The 15,368-nt window shown below is 47.8% G+C and carries 15 protein-coding genes, 1 tRNA gene and 1 pseudogene; 6 read left to right on the forward strand and 11 right to left on the reverse strand.

Annotation, left to right across the window (positions count from 1 at the left end):
* The first annotated feature begins 225 nt into the window (after positions 1-225).
* Positions 226-300 (forward strand) — tRNA-Gln (locus ACYSNS_RS05300).
* A gap of 88 nt (positions 301-388) precedes the next feature.
* Here the strand turns inward: ACYSNS_RS05300 and ACYSNS_RS05305 are convergent.
* From ACYSNS_RS05305 to ACYSNS_RS05315, 3 genes are all read right to left on the reverse strand, one after another.
* Positions 389-622, reverse strand: coding sequence for a hypothetical protein (locus ACYSNS_RS05305; RefSeq protein ID WP_461722103.1), 234 nt, complete (start codon positions 620-622; stop codon positions 389-391).
* Between the two features lie 449 nt (positions 623-1,071).
* The gene (locus tag ACYSNS_RS05310) at positions 1,072-2,064 is read right to left on the reverse strand and encodes a magnesium transporter CorA family protein (RefSeq protein WP_461722104.1); all 993 of its coding nucleotides are present in this window, start codon (positions 2,062-2,064) and stop codon (positions 1,072-1,074) included.
* Positions 2,061-3,380: a methylmalonyl-CoA mutase family protein gene (locus tag ACYSNS_RS05315; RefSeq protein ID WP_461722105.1), complete on the reverse strand. Its 1,320-nt coding sequence runs from the start codon at positions 3,378-3,380 to the stop codon at positions 2,061-2,063. Before ACYSNS_RS05315 ends, ACYSNS_RS05310 begins: the two co-directional genes overlap by 4 nt.
* A gap of 192 nt (positions 3,381-3,572) precedes the next feature.
* On the opposite strand from ACYSNS_RS05315, the pseudogene ACYSNS_RS05320 reads away from it, so the two are divergent.
* From ACYSNS_RS05320 to ACYSNS_RS05330, 3 genes and pseudogenes are all read left to right on the forward strand, one after another.
* Positions 3,573-4,255 (forward strand): annotated as a pseudogene (locus ACYSNS_RS05320) (FadR/GntR family transcriptional regulator).
* A complete protein-coding gene (locus ACYSNS_RS05325) occupies positions 4,252-5,469 on the forward strand; it encodes a CynX/NimT family MFS transporter (RefSeq protein WP_461722106.1) in 1,218 nt (405 codons plus the stop codon). The pseudogene ACYSNS_RS05320 and the gene ACYSNS_RS05325 overlap by 4 nt, the downstream one beginning before the upstream one ends.
* Before the next feature lie 93 nt (positions 5,470-5,562).
* Entirely contained in the window at positions 5,563-7,083 is a 1,521-nt protein-coding gene (locus ACYSNS_RS05330; protein WP_461722107.1) for a helicase HerA-like C-terminal domain-containing protein, read from the forward strand.
* A 328-nt stretch (positions 7,084-7,411) separates the two neighbouring features.
* On the opposite strand, the gene ACYSNS_RS05335 is transcribed toward ACYSNS_RS05330, so the two are convergent.
* Positions 7,412-8,110, reverse strand: a complete 699-nt coding sequence (locus ACYSNS_RS05335; RefSeq protein ID WP_461722108.1) for a L,D-transpeptidase family protein — start codon at positions 8,108-8,110, stop codon at positions 7,412-7,414.
* Positions 8,111-8,380: 270 nt separating this feature from the next.
* On the opposite strand from ACYSNS_RS05335, the gene ACYSNS_RS05340 reads away from it, so the two are divergent.
* Positions 8,381-8,977: a superoxide dismutase gene (locus ACYSNS_RS05340; protein WP_461722109.1), complete on the forward strand. Its 597-nt coding sequence runs from the start codon at positions 8,381-8,383 to the stop codon at positions 8,975-8,977.
* Positions 8,978-9,177: 200 nt separating this feature from the next.
* Here the strand turns inward: ACYSNS_RS05340 and ACYSNS_RS05345 are convergent, their stop codons facing one another.
* The 5 genes from ACYSNS_RS05345 to msrB all read right to left on the reverse strand — a co-directional run bounded on the left by ACYSNS_RS05345 (position 9,178) and on the right by msrB (position 12,986).
* Positions 9,178-9,513, reverse strand: a complete 336-nt coding sequence (locus ACYSNS_RS05345; protein WP_461722110.1) for a hypothetical protein — start codon at positions 9,511-9,513, stop codon at positions 9,178-9,180.
* A 33-nt stretch (positions 9,514-9,546) separates the two neighbouring features.
* A complete protein-coding gene (locus tag ACYSNS_RS05350) occupies positions 9,547-9,858 on the reverse strand; it encodes a hypothetical protein (protein ID WP_461722111.1) in 312 nt (103 codons plus the stop codon).
* Between the two features lie 8 nt (positions 9,859-9,866).
* Positions 9,867-10,172: a metallophosphoesterase gene (locus ACYSNS_RS05355; RefSeq protein ID WP_461722112.1), complete on the reverse strand. Its 306-nt coding sequence runs from the start codon at positions 10,170-10,172 to the stop codon at positions 9,867-9,869.
* A gap of 294 nt (positions 10,173-10,466) precedes the next feature.
* Positions 10,467-12,554 carry a S9 family peptidase gene (locus ACYSNS_RS05360; RefSeq protein WP_461722113.1) on the reverse strand — a complete coding sequence of 696 codons (2,088 nt, stop codon included), beginning with the start codon at positions 12,552-12,554 and terminating at the stop codon, positions 10,467-10,469.
* Positions 12,555-12,575: 21 nt separating this feature from the next.
* Positions 12,576-12,986 carry a peptide-methionine (R)-S-oxide reductase MsrB gene (msrB, locus tag ACYSNS_RS05365; RefSeq protein ID WP_461722114.1) on the reverse strand — a complete coding sequence of 137 codons (411 nt, stop codon included), beginning with the start codon at positions 12,984-12,986 and terminating at the stop codon, positions 12,576-12,578.
* Between the two features lie 519 nt (positions 12,987-13,505).
* On the opposite strand from msrB, the gene ACYSNS_RS05370 reads away from it, so the two are divergent.
* On the forward strand, positions 13,506-13,943 hold the full coding sequence (locus tag ACYSNS_RS05370) for a Ros/MucR family transcriptional regulator (RefSeq protein ID WP_461722115.1): 438 nt from the start codon (positions 13,506-13,508) through the stop codon (positions 13,941-13,943).
* Positions 13,944-14,124: 181 nt separating this feature from the next.
* Here ACYSNS_RS05370 and ACYSNS_RS05375 read toward each other — a convergent pair whose 3' ends face one another.
* Positions 14,125-14,535 carry a SufE family protein gene (locus ACYSNS_RS05375; RefSeq protein WP_461722116.1) on the reverse strand — a complete coding sequence of 137 codons (411 nt, stop codon included), beginning with the start codon at positions 14,533-14,535 and terminating at the stop codon, positions 14,125-14,127.
* A gap of 77 nt (positions 14,536-14,612) precedes the next feature.
* Positions 14,613-15,002: a DUF5330 domain-containing protein gene (locus ACYSNS_RS05380; protein WP_461722117.1), complete on the reverse strand. Its 390-nt coding sequence runs from the start codon at positions 15,000-15,002 to the stop codon at positions 14,613-14,615.
* Positions 15,003-15,368: the final 366 nt, after the last annotated feature.

A 15,368-nucleotide genomic window follows, 5' to 3' on the forward strand; every position in this document is an offset into this window, starting at 1 on the left:
ATCCTCAAGATGCAGGTTAGGCATCGCAATTTTACGACAATCTTTATGATATGCCGATGGCGAGCAAGTGTCGCTTCTTTGTCGCACAGCCTGCCATGAACTGCAAGAAATGCGCATTTTGCAAAACAAGGTGATGAAAAAAAAGTGCTGCTTTCGGTTTGACATATTGCGCAATCAAACATGAGTCGTTATAAGGCCCGAGCAAAGCACGTTTTGACTGCTTTTTGGGGTATAGCCAAGCGGTAAGGCACCGGTTTTTGGTACCGGCATTCCCTGGTTCGAATCCAGGTACCCCAGCCACTTCTCAAAATAAAATGATCGTTAAACTGTCGCGCTTCTAAATACGCTTGATGAAGCCTAATTCTGGCTACGTTTTGAGGACTCTTGCCTATCGTTTTAAATTGACGATCTGCGCCATAACATCGTCAGCCATTTGAAAGACCCGGAAATTGGCTTTGAAAACATGTTCTGACATGACCATATCGGTCATGTCATTGGCAATGTCGGTATCATTATTGCCCATAGCGGTTGCGGAAGCGACGTTCTCTGAAACCTGATAAAGCGAATCTGCCTGCCGGTTCATTCCCTCGACAGAAACGCGCATAGCCAATCCAATACCCATTTGTCAGCTCCTTTGAAGCTTGAGGCATCCTGACATCTGACCGTATACCAGAGCAGCGATAAAACCTCGATCATCATACGCTTCGCTTATCATATCTCTATAGCACAAACTCAGAATTGTTGTAAGTCGGTCGTTTTACAAACTGCGCTTGCGGTTTTTGGCGAAGATATATCGACTAAGGTCGGGACCTATTCATTTGAATGCTACGGCACAATAAACAGCCAAAAGTAGCGCGAAGGAAAGCGAAATGCGGGTGGGTATACTCAGCTATGAGCAATTCGACCAAGCAGATTAAAGCTGTTTTTCTGTCGCTTCGGGAAATGGTCAATTTTCCCGAAACCAAAGTCGAGCAGCCTTGAAAATATTCGGAGTTTCTGCGGTTCTTCTCATCGTTAACAACGAAATTCCTTATACCGTTTCATTCAGACCAATAGGTCCTGAACCAAGGCTTAGAGCCAGCCCTTTTTCCTGAAATAGACCAGCGGCAAAACAGCCGACACGACCATCAGCAATAAAGCAATCGGATATCCCCACGTTTCATTCAGCTCCGGCATGAAATGGAAGTTCATACCGTAGATTGAAGCAATGAGGGTAGGCGGCATGAAACCCACCGCCGCCACAGAGAAAATTTTGATGATGGCGTTTTGCTCGGTGGAAATCATACCAACAACCGTATCCAGCAAGAAAGTCATCTTTGATGACAGGAAATCGGCATAATGCTCCAGCGATTGCGTATCGCGTTCCAATGATTTGATCGTTGCTTTTACATCTTTTTTTGGCGTGATCGTCTTGCCATAGGCTTCAACATACACCAAAAGACGACTTATACCGGCAATACTTTCACGCACCATAGACAGGAAGGTTCCCTGACTGCCTATCTGGGTGAGAATTTTACGAAAGTCGGTTGTCGACATGGGAGGGGAATTCTCATCCCGATGAAAAATATGCCGCGATGCTTTTTCTATCCGGCCCGATACAGCTTCAAGCAAATCCGCAAGCCTGTCGGTTGCCGCTTCAACAAGCCCGAGAAGAATGGTTATGCCAGTGCATTGTTGGTTGATGAGACCATTGCCAGCTTTGGTCGTGCGAGTGATGAATAATTCAATCGCCTTCGGCTGGCTGTAGCGCACTGTTACCAGCCGCGTGCCTGCCAGAATGAATGTTACGGGCGCAATGTCACGCTTGTCACCATCGATCACATAAATCAACGGAGCAGTGAGATATTGGGCTCCATCTTCCATATAAAAGCGGCTTGATTCCTCGATCTCGACCATGTCGTCATGGGTTGGGATGGGAATATTCAACCATTGTTCTATGGTTTTTTCTTCATTCTGTGTCGGATCCAACAAATCAATCCACAAAACGTCATCTTCGGGTATACCACTTGCAGTCAATGGCACTTCTACCAGACGGTCGGTGGCTGAACGAAAACTCCGTATCATTGAACATCTTTCACCAGTTCAACCGGTGCCATTTTCTGCACTTCCAATAAATCCTCATCCCAGCGGCCCCGTGCCAAAGGCTGGCAATGCGTGATACCCTCGGCAATGAAAGCTTTTGGCTTTGCATCCAATATGCCGAAAGGCTCTGTTCGGGCCGCGGTAAATATGGATGTACCGACAATCGCTCTTTCTTTTTTATGGTAACTTACCAAACGCAGATCGCGTGCCTCTTCAATACGACGCTCGAGATTGCCATCAATCAGGCTTTGCATGATGCCGCCTTCATCTTCGAGGCGCTGAAATTCCTGCCATGCTGCTTCAGCCAACGCATCGGCATCCGCCGCGCGACGATTGGGATGTTTGGAAAGCGGTGTGGCGTTTTCATCAATCAGAATGCGCTGGCTGTTGCGGGCAACACGCCGTGCCGCGCTATCGGGAAGACCGAAAACGAAACTATGCGGGAGAATGGAAAGCGAGCTTGCTCCACCGGAAACGGCAGCATAGGCCGCCATCGATGCGCGCGCGATGTTGGTTTCAGCGTCCATCTGCGTCATCATACGCATCGATGTTTCAACATGAATAACAGCAGGGAAGGGGGTTGGAACGCCGCGTTCTTCCTGCAGTTTGCGCCACAAGTGCCTTATGGTACGCATTTTCGCCAGTCCCATAGCGGGGTCTTGATCCAATGCAGTGGCAAAGCCGATATGGGGAAGTGCATAAACAATATGATGGCGCGCCTCTTCAACCATCTTAAGATGTCCGAGCGCAACCGATAGCATGGCACCGATTTCCTGTGCAGCGGTTGCACCCGCATTATGATAAGGACGCCCATCGGCTTCCAAGACGACGCCCGGTATACCTGAAGAGAAAAAGCCGGACATGGATTGCGGCAAAGATGCCTTTAAAGCGGCTATAGACATTTTCAACTTGCCCGTGGTGGCCAGGACAGCCGTCGGATCCGTGCTGAAGGTCAGCTGGGTCCGATTGGGATTGATACGTCTTTGCTGTAGGTAATCGATAAAGCCGTCTGCTATGGCCCGTCCGTGTGGGTGGTTATCCAAACGGATGTGGATTCCATCAAGATCGAGGCCATCGAACAATGTCGGTATCGTTTCCACTTTTGCAGGAAGGCCAAAGCCGAACGCGCTGTTGGCACCTTCAAAAATAAGTGCAACGCCAGTGGCGCCGTTGGCAAGATCGTCGACAAGCTGTTGGCGGGCCCGCTTAATGTCAGGGTCGTCCGCACGCTGCATAACTGACCAAACCGGATTGCGGGTTTGATGTGTGGAGGATGTATGGGACTGTTTCGGGCTCATGAGCAAACTTGGATCCTGCTAAACAATTGCGCGCCGTTTCTATAGGCTGAATGACACAACCATAAAGCCATAACCGGCGCAAGGCCAACCTATTTATCTTCAACCAGCTTTTAATTTACGCAAACGTCGCAGTCTTGACAATAAGATAAAAAGAAATGATGATTAAATCATCAGATGAATTGAAGAGCAGTCATGAAACCGGTTGAACGTTTATCTTTAACAGAAACAGTCGTAGCGCGGCTGCAGGAAGAAATCATGTCGGGCAGGTGGTACTAGGCGACCGCATCCCCAACGAGGCAGGCCTATGTGAGATGTTGGCTGTCAGTCGTGGCACGGTGCGTGAAGCTGTGCGAGCCATGGTGATGAAAGGTCTTTTGGAAACGCGTCAGGGCTCAGGTACTTTCGTCGTGTCCACCGTCGATCCAGCAGAATCATTCGCCCGTATCACCCATCTCAGTCTGCGTGACCGCTTTGAAGCCCGTACCGCATTAGAGGCCGAGGCGGTGCGTTTGGCAGCGGTGCGAAAAACACCCGAGGGTATAGCCCATTTACGCGATCTTTTGACGATACGGGGTGAGTATTCTTCCAATAATGCCGACAACTATGTCGAAAATGATTTTCGATTCCATCAGGCTATCGTGGCGCTGGGAAAGAATCAGGCATTGATCGAACTCTATGCGTTCTTTTCCACCTCGATCCGCGAGACGATTCTATCCACACTTGATGGCCCGCTGATCGAACCGGATATGGAAGCCCATGCCAAGATTATCGATGCAATCAATACGGGCGATCCGCATATTGCTGCCAATGCATTGCGTGATTTCATGAAGCCAATGATGATGCAGATTGATGAATTGCTGAGAGTATCGCCATGAGTGAACAGAAAACATCGACGACCCGCGGGACGCTGACCAGTGTCATTTTAGGGTTCAGCCTGACGATGATTGCGTTTAACCTACGCCCGGTCTTTTCATCGCTTTCGGTGCTTTTGCCTGACATTTCAGCTGATCTGGGTATGACTGGTACCTCTGCCGGTATTCTGACGACACTTCCCGTATTATGTCTTGGACTGTTTGCACCGCTTGCACCTTATTTGTCGCAACGTATAGGCTCGGAAAAAACACTCTTTCTGGTTCTTTTATTATTAGCAGTAGGACTGGCTTTACGGGGAACGGGAAATTTTTCGTTGCTCTATGTCGGTGCCGTTTTTGCGGGCGGGGCGATTGCTATGGGCAATGTTCTGCTGCCAGGGGTCGTAAAACGCGACTTTCCGCATCAGCTGGCTTTGATGACCAGTCTTTATACCATGGCATTATGTGGTGGTGCTGCATTGGCTGTCGGGCTGACCGTGCCACTAAAAACCTTGTTTGGCGGCTCGTGGCAAATGGCGTTGGCGTTTTGGGTCGCACCCGTCATCCTTGTTATGATCTTGTGGTTGCCACAGTTAAAGGGGCCGGGCCTTCATGCTGCAAAAGACCGCTATCAGGTCAAGGGATTGTTACGTGATCCTTTAGCTTGGCAGGTGACCTTTTATATGGGGCTACAATCGTCGCTTGCCTATTGTGTCTTTGGCTGGTTGGCGCCCATCCTGCAAGAGCGGGGGCTTGCCGGTGCGCAGGCGGGCAAACTCATCTCTATCTCCATTTTTATTCAGGCGGTAGCGTGCCTTATCACACCGGTAATTGCAGGGCGCAGGGCAAGCCAAAGTGGTCTGAATGTTTTGCTCTGCCTTTTGGCGACAGCGGGTCTTACTGGATTCATATTCGCTCCACTTTCAACCGTATGGCTTTGGGTAGTCGTTCAGGGAGTCGGCCAGGGTGGATTGATTGCGGCCGCCATGATGATGATCGTTCTGCGTGCGCGAGATGCCCATGTTGCCTCACATCTTTCCGGTATGGCGCAATGCATCGGTTATTGTCTTGCAGCATTCGGGCCATTGCTTGTTGGTTTGGTGCATGATTGGAGTGGTGGTTTTCAATGGTGCAGTGTGGTGTTTGCCGGTTTCGGCTTGGGTGCGGCAATAGCCGGCTATCTATGTGGTCGGCCGCGCTTGACCAATACACACACGGTTAAACACGAAAAAGCGTGAAGATTGCGCTATTGCCCTTATTGATTTGCATCTAGTCTGTTACATTTAGGTACAAAGCCGATAACGCGATATGCAGCAAAGGATCAATTGGGCATGACCGATAGCAGGGGCATTTTTTTGGGCGCCAGCCACCAAACTCAGGCGCAGGAAATCAAGCAGGAATACATCTGGTTAAAATATGCCAATCGACATGGCTTGATCACTGGTGCCACGGGTACGGGTAAGACTGTAACTTTGCAGGTGTTGGCCGAATCATTTTCTGCAGCAGGCGTTCCCGTTTTCTGTGCAGATATCAAAGGAGATCTTTCAGGTATCGGCAAAGCCGGTACATTGAACGATAATGTCAAATCACGCGCTGAAAATGTTGGTCTCGTCGATATCACTATGAAAGCAAGCCCAGTTATTTTCTGGGATCTTTTCGGTGAGCAGGGGCACCCGATACGTGCGACCGTTTCAGAAATGGGGCCTTTGTTGCTTTCCCGTTTGATGGATCTCACCCCTGCGCAGGAAGGTGTTTTGAATATTGCTTTCCGTATCGCTGATGAAGAAGGTCTGCTTCTGCTCGACTTAAAAGACCTGCAATCAATGTTGGCGCATGTTGCAGACCGTGCCGCAGAACTTTCCACGCGTTATGGCAATATATCCAAACCGTCCGTCGGAGCGATACAGAGGCAGTTGCTGGTGCTGGAAGAACAGGGCGGCAAACACTTTTTCGGCGAACCTGCTTTGAAGCTGAACGACATCATGCGCACGACAACAGACGGGCGTGGGCAGGTGAACGTCTTGGCTGCCGATAAATTGATGTCCAACCCGCGCCTTTATTCAACCTTCCTACTTTGGCTCATGTCTGAGCTTTTCGAGCAATTGCCTGAAATTGGCGATCCAGAAAAGCCGCGCCTTGTGTTTTTCTTCGACGAGGCACATTTGCTTTTTAACAATGCGCCCAAGGCATTGATTGAACGTATTGAGCAGGTAGTTCGTCTGATCCGCTCAAAGGGTGTTGGTGTGTATTTCATTTCGCAAAATCCACTTGATGTGCCTGAATCAGTGCTCGCGCAGCTTGGTAATCGTATTCAACATGCTTTGCGTGCCTATACGCCAAGGGAAACCGCCGCCGTGAAGGCCGCTGCTTCCACCTTTCGCGCTAATCCTGACTTCGATACGATGGAAGCAATCGGCCAGTTGGCGACGGGTGAGGCACTGGTTTCCACGCTGGAGGAAAAGGGGGTGCCATCTGTGGTGCAACGAACGACAATCCGTCCCCCTGTTTCACAAATTGGCCCTATCACCGCGCAGGAACGTCAACAACTCATCGCCACCAGTCCTGTCAGCGGCCATTACGACGAGGTTGTGGACCGCGATTCGGCTTATGAAATGTTGGCGCGCAACGCAGCGGAAAAAACAGCGGCCAATTCCGAGCAGGAGGAAGGGAGCTTCTGGGACACAATTTTTGGAAGCGAGAAAAAAGGACGCGGTCGACAATCTGTTGCTGAAGCTGCGGTAAAATCGGCCACGCGATCAGCCGCCAATTCCATTGGTCGCTCTTTGGCGAAGGCAGGCGAAAACATTTTGCGCGGTGTCCTTGGCAATCTACTCGGCGGCAAGCGCAAATAATACGTTTGCAAGTGCGGGCGCTGCAGCCTTGGAGTATTTCAAACTCTAAAGTTGAATAACTTTTTCGCTCGGGAAATACGTAAAAAGAAAAATTTAGAGTGAATCTGTGCCTCTTGCAAAAACAGATCCACTCTAGAGCATGTTCGGTATTTGATGAATCAAATACGTGCTCTAAGCTTTTAATTTTTCCGCATTTTTTGTCTGAAAGCCGCTTCACACTTTTCGGAAAATGCTCTAGCGCCCTTTGCAACCAAAGGAAAATAACATTTTACATGTCGCAAGTTGTTATTTCTGCGACATGGAGAGTGTAAGAGATGAGGCGATAGGATTACACAACGAGGATCGGTGTTTTTTCCGGTACACGGTCAAAAAGGTCGATGATATCCTGATTCATCAAACGGACGCAGCCTGACGATGTTGCCTTGCCGATAGACCACCATTCGGGCGAACCATGAAGGCGATAAAGCGTGTCCTTACCATCTTGGAAAATATAAAGTGCGCGCGCTCCGAGAGGGTTTTTCAAGCCCGGTCTCATACCACCATTTTCTGCACTGTATTTTTTAAGCTCAGGTTGTCTTACAATCATCTCTGCTGGTGGCGTCCATGTTGGCCATGGGCGTTTATACTGAATAATCGCACGACCAGACCAAGCAAAGCCCGCTCTGCCAATGCCGACGCCATAACGAATAGCTTTGCCATTTTGGCGTACGAGATAAAGGTAACGGCGCTTCGTATCGACAACGATGGTGCCGGGTTGCTCGCCGGTGGGGTCGTCAACGATTTGACGCAGAAATTGCGGATCTATTTTTCGATAAGGGATTGCAGGTAGATCAAAACCGCCATCCTGACGGGCGGCGTACATAGAGGCGAAGGGTGCCAAGGTGTCATTCGGGGTATTCCCCATGATCATACCTGATCCGAATGATAAGCCATTGGGGCCGGATGATGTACATCCGGCAAGACCGCTTGCGGCTGCGCCAACGGCAAAAACACTTAGAAAGCTGCGTCGTGATATAGGGGGATGCATAGGCCGATCCGTTCTCGTTTCATTTGATGACCATTATTGGCATAGGAAGTTAAAAAGACGCAAATCGATTTTACTCCATCCAACCAATCAAATTCTGGTCTGTTTCTATTCAGCGTATAAACCCCAACATTGGTTTTATGGACAAGCTTGCCCGAGTTTTCCAGTCAAACTCGCGTGAAAACGAGAAAGCCCCTTGTCTTTCACGCCATGTCACGCCAAATTAACAATCCGGCTTTATGTTAAAAGAAGAATTTTTGAGGAGTATTCAATATGGCTTTCGAATTACCCGAACTACCTTACGACTATGATGCACTTGCCCCTTATATGTCGAAGGAAACCCTTGAGTACCATCACGACAAACACCATCAAGCCTATGTAACCAATGGAAACAATCTTCTAAAGGACTCTGGTCTTGAAGGTAAAAGCCTTGAAGACGTGGTGAAAGAAAGCTTTGGAAAGAATCAGGGGCTCTTCAACAATGCTGCTCAGCACTACAACCACATCCATTTTTGGAAATGGATGAAAAAGAATGGCGGCGGTAAAAGTCTTCCTGAAAAGTTGGCAAAGGCAATCGACAGTGATCTCGGTGGCTATGACAAATTCCGCGCTGATTTTTTAAGCGCTGGTGCTGCGCAATTTGGTTCTGGCTGGGCCTGGCTTGCTGTCAAAAATGGCAAGCTTGAAATCATGAAAACAGCGAATGGCGAAAATCCGCTGGTGCATGGCGCTAAACCGGTACTGGGCGTGGATGTATGGGAACACTCCTATTATATCGATTATCGCAATGCGCGTCCTAAATATCTGGAAGCTTTTGTCGATCATTTGATCAACTGGGATCATGTACTGGAAATGTACGAGCAGGCATAAGCTGCTAAAATAAAAAACTTAAAGACAAAACAACCACTGCTATCAAGCAGTGGTTGTTTTTTATTGCTTCGAAAACCAATCGGGCAATCGCGATTTATGCACATGCGTCGAAATAGTCATTGATGACAATGGATGGGAACAAAAGCCATTCAGAAATATATCGGCGTCAAACTGAAGAAGCGTTCAGGCAGGTTTGCCTTTTAGAATTTTGTGCACATGCTCGCATCAATCGACTTTTCGTTGTAAAGATAGGTCATTGTTTTAAGCCATGACTGGCACTGAGTGGTTGTCTTGAAACATCGGTAACGCTCTACCGGCATCAAGCCATCGCCGCGATTTTGAAAGGGGGTCTGCTCCCATCCACGGAAAAAACCGGCCACGATTCCGCTGCCTTTCGGTGGCGTCGAACAACGCTCACCAGCATATTCGCTTGTCATATTGGCAACTTTACCGGGATCGCGCCCACTGGCTTCGACAGCCGTTGTGGTTAAGCAAGCCAAACCAATTAAAGCCAAAACCTTCAATGTATTTTTCATTCGAGCAGGCCTCCAGTGCCATAGGTCACGATATCAATATTGTGTGCATAATTTTGCACGCGGTGTTGGCGCACCGTATAGAGATTCCATAGTGTAAAGCCAGCCCCTGCATTCGTCTAGCGTCTTGAAACAACGATATCTGTCGACCGGTACGTATCCATCGGAGCTGACAATCGGATTATCCGTCATACCACTAAAGAAACCAGCCACGATGCCGCTGCCTCTGGCCGGTGTATTGCAGCGCTCGCCGGCATATTCATCAATGTTCTTGCGGATTGGAGCACTTTTTGAAGGTGTCAATGAAATAAAACTGGCAAAAAGAGTGAGATACATCAATTTTTTCATTTTTCGACCTATTTATAGTGCGTACAATAGGCAGTGCGTGGGGGAAGTGCATTATATTTCGCTTCCATCGTTGCAAGCCAACTGCGGCATTGTAACATTGTCTCAAAGCACCGACGACGATTGATTTCCTTCATATGATCACCTGGATTTTTGGGAAGGGCTTTTACGCCATTGAAATTTCCAAGCACCATGCCTTTTGGCATATTCTGACAGCTAATACCCGCATACTCGTCAGCGCCCTCCATCACGCCCGCCGCATAGCTGGGCAAAACAAGTTCGCAGATTAAAAAACACCCGATGAATAAAGTTTTCATGACGCCCCCGCCATTGGTTAAGTACTTACGCTGTTGAAATCAGGACCTATTCATTCAATATGGTACAATGGGCAACAACAAGAAGCTTGGATGAAAAAAGCGTGCTATATACCCGGTTGCGCTTTTCGACCAAGCTTATCGCAGCAGCTTTTTGCATCTGTTCAGGATAAGAAACGTTTAGCCGATGACCTTGGCGAAGCATCACTGATTCAGGAATATCACCTGCTGATCTTCGCCTTGTCTCGACAAATTTCTTTTATCATTTCGTTTGCATCAATGGATAACGACTTCAGCCTACACCTTTCCGACAATTTTTAATATATAGGCGTAAATATAGGCGCTTTCCTCAAGTTTCGAAAATCGACCCGCGGCACCTGCATGACCGGAATCCATATTTGTCCGCAAAAGGACAGGATTGTCGTTGGTTTTCAACGCGCGCAGCTTCGCCACCCATTTTGCCGGTTCCCAATAGGTGACACGGGGGTCTGTCAGGCCGGCCATTGCCAATATTGGCGGGTAGTCCTGTGCGGTAACATTGTCATAGGGCGAATAGGATGCAATCAACTTGTAATCTGCCTTGGACGCAAGCGGATTTCCCCATTCGGGCCATTCCGGCGGGGTTAGAGGAAGTGAAGCATCCAGCATTGTTGCCAGCACATCCACAAAGGGCACAATTGCAACAATACCACCAAAATCTTTTGGTGCCATATTGGCGACAGCGCCCATCAGCATGCCTCCAGCAGAGCCGCCATGGGCTACAATCCTGTCATGAGAGGTATATTTCAATGAAACAAGATGGCGCCCGCAAGCGATAAAGTCGGTAAAGGTGTTGCGCTTGAACTGGTGCTTGCCCTTTTCATACCACTCAAAGCCTTTTTCCTTACCGCCGCGAATATGGGCGATGGCGTAAATAAAGCCCCTATCTGCCAAGGAAAGTGCGTTCGTATTGAAACTTGCCGGTATGGAAATACCATAAGCCCCATAGCCATAGAGTAAGCAGGGGGCGGTTCCATCCAAAACCGTATCCTTATGATAGAAAAGCGAGATGGGGATTTCCGCGCCATCGTCGGCTTTTGCCATTACCCGTCGTGTGATATAATTTTTACTACTATGGCCGGAGGGTACTTCTTGGGTTTTCAAGAGATGACGGCTTCTTTCCGTCATGACATAGTCGAAAAGCTGGCTCGGCGTGGTCATTGAAGAATAGGAAAAGCGGATCGTATCGCTTTCATATTCCGCTGCACCATGCAGACCGAGTGAATAGGTTTCTTCATCGAACGAGATGGCATGCTGATTGGCATTGATGCGGTTCAATAATTGAATGCGCGGTAAACCTTCATAGCGTTCCAGCCAGACGAGAAAATTGCTATAGGCATCATGTGAAAGGATGAGCCTTCCCGGCTGGTGGGCGACAACCTCGGTCCAGTTGCTTTCCTGTGGAGCTGCAAATGGCGCCGACATGATTTTGAAGTCTTTAGCACCGTGGATGTTTGTCAGGATATAAAAGACATCACCGCCTTCTGTCAGCGTATACTCAACGCCCTTTTCACGCTTGCGCACGCATTGCGGAGGCGTCAATGGAGCATCAGCGGGGATAAGCCAAATTTCTGAAGTTTCGTGGTCGTGGATATCTATATAAATGACGTCATTACGGCTGGAACCACCGACACCTAGGAAGAATCCCGCATCATCCTCGCGGAATATCAGATGGTCAGAGGCCTGATCTTGTCCTAAACGATGGTAATAGAGTTCGGACGGCCGATGGTTTTCGTCCATTTTCGTATAGAAAAACCCTTCAGATGCAGCATCCCAAACGACATGGCCTGCTGTATTTTCAACGATTTCATCGGCATCAACAAGCGTTGTTAGATCGCGTAGTCTTGCTGTATAGTATTCAGATCCTTTGTCGTCATAGGTCCAAACACATTTCGTGTGATCAGGAGAATGTTGTACCGAGCCAAGATTGAAATAATCCTTGCCTTCGGCCAAGACGTCACCGTCCAGATAAACTGTCTCTTCGCCGCCTTCACGCGCTGTGCGAAAATAGCGCGGTTGCTGGCCGCCTGTCACGTAAGAAACGCCATAGGCGAATGGGCCGTGCTTGACTGGTACAGAACTATCATCTTCCTTGATGCGGCCCTTCATTTCAGCAAAGAGTAGCTTTTGCAGATCTAAAGTATCAGCCATCTGCTCGGTTTGATAAGCATTCTCTGCATCAAGATGAGCGCGGATATCACCGTCCAGCCGGGTCGGGTCCTTAAAAACCTCCTGCCAATTTTGCGCGCGCAACCATGCGTATGGATCTTCCCGGGTAAATCCATGATGCTGTTCGCTGTAAGGTATCTGTTTTGCTTTTGGCGGCTGGATTGGTGAATTTGTCATTTTATGTCCTGAAACAAAGCTTCATTTGTCCTGATCATATGTCAGAGCATATCCGTTCATGCAATAGCGCAGACCGGTAGGAGGAGGGCCATCAGGAAATACATGGCCAAGATGGGCATCACAATCCGCGCATCGCACTTCGGTCCGCACCATGCCATGGGAGCGGTCCTCGACCAAGATAACGGCCTGCTCATCAATAGGTTGGAAGAAACTCGGCCAGCCGCTGCCTGATTCATATTTGCTTTCAGAGCGATAGAGAGCATTGTCACAGCATACACACCGGAACGTACCAGCAATGGTTGTGTCAAAGTCAGGAGAGGAAAAAGCGCGTTCTGTCCCGTGATTACGGGTAATTTGGTACTGCACAGGTGTCAGTTGTTCCCGCCATTCTTCGTCGGTTTTTTGTATTTTGGGTCTATGTTCTTTGGTCATTGCAACATCCTTATCAGCTTCGTTGGGTCTGTCGCGTCGTTCAAACATCGACATCTTAAGGGAATAGATATGTATAGGCGCTGTGAAAAACCACATCATTATCGGATGTTATTTTTTTAGCCTTGGCTTTTTCATCGATATTGTAAGCAATCTGTTGGACGCAGTCGGCAAATGAAGCCATAATTTTACACAAATATAGGATCCATGCTTTTTTGTTATACTTCGTTAGAAAAACATTGTTTTTCAAAGAATATAGAAGAATATTTAGTGGGTTTTAATTGTATCAAAATGGGACAATATTTGAAAAACCGGCTGGAACAAGCGCGAATGTCTCTCAATTGCATAGTGTTTTGCCAAAAGTAGATTCTTTTCGCCGTTCACAATATCGCATATTGGTAAAAAATATGTCATAGAGGCAATTGACATTGTTTTGCATTGCGCAATATGAAGTAAACATTCCTTAGCCGATTTGCTTAAAGGAAGTAGAAAATAAAAAATCACAAATAAAGGAAAAACAAGATGGATAATGAGGCCGTCAACGAAACTGAGAGCGATTTCATCATTACGCTGGTTGCTGATGTTGTTGCTGCCTATGTCGGGAATAATTCGATCAGGCCGGCAGAAGTGCCAAGCTTGATTGCTGATGTTCATGCGGCATTCGTTAAAGCCGGGGGTGCTTCGGTTGAAGAGCCTGAAGTTGAAAAACAAAAACCTGCTGTCAATCCAAAGCGTTCGGTCTTTCCTGATTACATTATCTGTTTGGAAGATGGGAAAAAATTCAAGTCGTTGAAGCGCCATCTTATGACGCATTATGAAATGTCACCGGAACAATACCGTGAGAAGTGGGATTTGGATGCCGGTTACCCGATGGTTGCGCCTAATTATGCGCAGGCTCGTTCTGCACTGGCAAAGCAAATGGGTTTGGGCCGCAAACGCGGTAAAAAGAAAACAAAGTAAATTTTGATTTGGTCTATAAAAGCGCATCTCGATCCAGAGCTGCGCTTTTTTATTATCTGAGGCTCAATAAAAAGACTATAGAGCGCTTTTCGACCTGATGCTATCCGCCCGGCGCGTCTCAAGCTTTTGATTTGTCGTGGTATCTTATCCGATTGATGGTTCACATCAATCAGGAACCGCTCTAAGCAGCAGCTTCTGCGCGAATACGCGCCACCATGGATTTTAATCCGTTTGAACGCTGCGGTGTCAGGTTTTCATTCAATCCTAAAGTGGCGAACAATTTCTCAATGTCAGCATTGCGTATTTCTGAGGCTTTTTTGCCGGAATAAAATGCCAACAATATATAGACAAGTCCACGCACGATATGCGCATCGGAATCACCTTCAAACGTCATGATCGGATCATCGCCTTCGCCGCGATTTGTCAGCAGCCACACTTGGCTGACACAGCCTGGTACTTTATGTGTTTCATCCCGAGCAGCTTCGGGATAAGGTGAAAGTTCCCGACCCAGTTCGATAACATAACGGTAGCGGTCTTCCCAATCATCCAAAAGGGAAAAGCTGTCAATAATATCCTCAATCGTGTCTGCCATCGTGCTTAGCCCTTGTTTATATTTTTTCGGTGCGATGATGATTGTCCAATAAAAGCTCCATAACATAAATTGCTTTATTATGGGTGCTTTTGTATTGCGTCTTTTGGCGCTTGTGCAGGAATGTGAGATGGGATTGAGCCGGTGTTGATGTTTTCCGGCTTGTCCTGTTGCTCGTTTTTTTGTGTACCGAATGTTTTATCCAAATATTCATAGGCGATTTTTGCGCCATCGCGCGCGCGTTCTCCAAGTGAGCCCAAAAATGACTTACCGGTTTCACAGGTTTCTGCATTGCGATCACAAAAACCACCCAGATCACTCACCGTGTCTTTGACTGCAAGGAGCGCATCGACAGTGCTGGTCGCTTGATCACTCGAAGATGAGCCATCTTGCCGGCTCGGACCGAAAAAGGAGATCCCGACCAACAGCAAGGTTAGAAAAAACAAGGATTTGATAAAGAAACGTATCATGGGCTATCGACACAACGCTTTTACGAACGAGCAGGAACGCCCATAATAATCCTGTTTACTTGACGAAAGATTTACAAAATTCATTTCTTGATTGGTATTGCCCATGAACCTGCGCAAACCCTTCCGACTTGTTAACCATAGTGGCAGAGATGTGGCAATAACCGCGGCCAATCTACATTTATTATCTTTTCGTTAAAAACTTGCCGCCAAATTGCCAGTTATAGCATTTCCCGAAAAGTGTGAAACAGTCTTCGGATAAGAAATGCGTTAAAACAAACAGTTAGAGCAGATCTGCGAGCCAACATGCAATAGATCTGCTTTAGAACACATTTGATGGCGGCCTTTTCAGTTTGGCTGTCTGTCAAC

The organism is Bartonella sp. LJL80 (assembly GCF_054871565.1).

Excerpts from the sequence above, each read along its gene's own strand:
- ACYSNS_RS05305 (WP_461722103.1), bottom strand. The coding sequence starts at position 622 with ATGGGTATTGGATTGGCTATGCGCGTTTCTGTCGAGGGAATGAACCGG.
- ACYSNS_RS05310 (WP_461722104.1), bottom strand. The coding sequence starts at position 2,064 with ATGATACGGAGTTTTCGTTCAGCCACCGACCGTCTGGTAGAAGTGCCA.
- ACYSNS_RS05315 (WP_461722105.1), bottom strand. The coding sequence starts at position 3,380 with ATGAGCCCGAAACAGTCCCATACATCCTCCACACATCAAACCCGCAAT.
- ACYSNS_RS05325 (WP_461722106.1), top strand. The coding sequence starts at position 4,252 with ATGAGTGAACAGAAAACATCGACGACCCGCGGGACGCTGACCAGTGTC.
- ACYSNS_RS05330 (WP_461722107.1), top strand. The coding sequence starts at position 5,563 with ATGACCGATAGCAGGGGCATTTTTTTGGGCGCCAGCCACCAAACTCAG.
- ACYSNS_RS05335 (WP_461722108.1), bottom strand. The coding sequence starts at position 8,110 with ATGCATCCCCCTATATCACGACGCAGCTTTCTAAGTGTTTTTGCCGTT.
- ACYSNS_RS05340 (WP_461722109.1), top strand. The coding sequence starts at position 8,381 with ATGGCTTTCGAATTACCCGAACTACCTTACGACTATGATGCACTTGCC.
- ACYSNS_RS05345 (WP_461722110.1), bottom strand. The coding sequence starts at position 9,513 with ATGAAAAATACATTGAAGGTTTTGGCTTTAATTGGTTTGGCTTGCTTA.
- ACYSNS_RS05350 (WP_461722111.1), bottom strand. The coding sequence starts at position 9,858 with ATGAAAAAATTGATGTATCTCACTCTTTTTGCCAGTTTTATTTCATTG.
- ACYSNS_RS05355 (WP_461722112.1), bottom strand. The coding sequence starts at position 10,172 with ATGAAAACTTTATTCATCGGGTGTTTTTTAATCTGCGAACTTGTTTTG.
- ACYSNS_RS05360 (WP_461722113.1), bottom strand. The coding sequence starts at position 12,554 with ATGACAAATTCACCAATCCAGCCGCCAAAAGCAAAACAGATACCTTAC.
- msrB (WP_461722114.1), bottom strand. The coding sequence starts at position 12,986 with ATGACCAAAGAACATAGACCCAAAATACAAAAAACCGACGAAGAATGG.
- ACYSNS_RS05370 (WP_461722115.1), top strand. The coding sequence starts at position 13,506 with ATGGATAATGAGGCCGTCAACGAAACTGAGAGCGATTTCATCATTACG.
- ACYSNS_RS05375 (WP_461722116.1), bottom strand. The coding sequence starts at position 14,535 with ATGGCAGACACGATTGAGGATATTATTGACAGCTTTTCCCTTTTGGAT.
- ACYSNS_RS05380 (WP_461722117.1), bottom strand. The coding sequence starts at position 15,002 with ATGATACGTTTCTTTATCAAATCCTTGTTTTTTCTAACCTTGCTGTTG.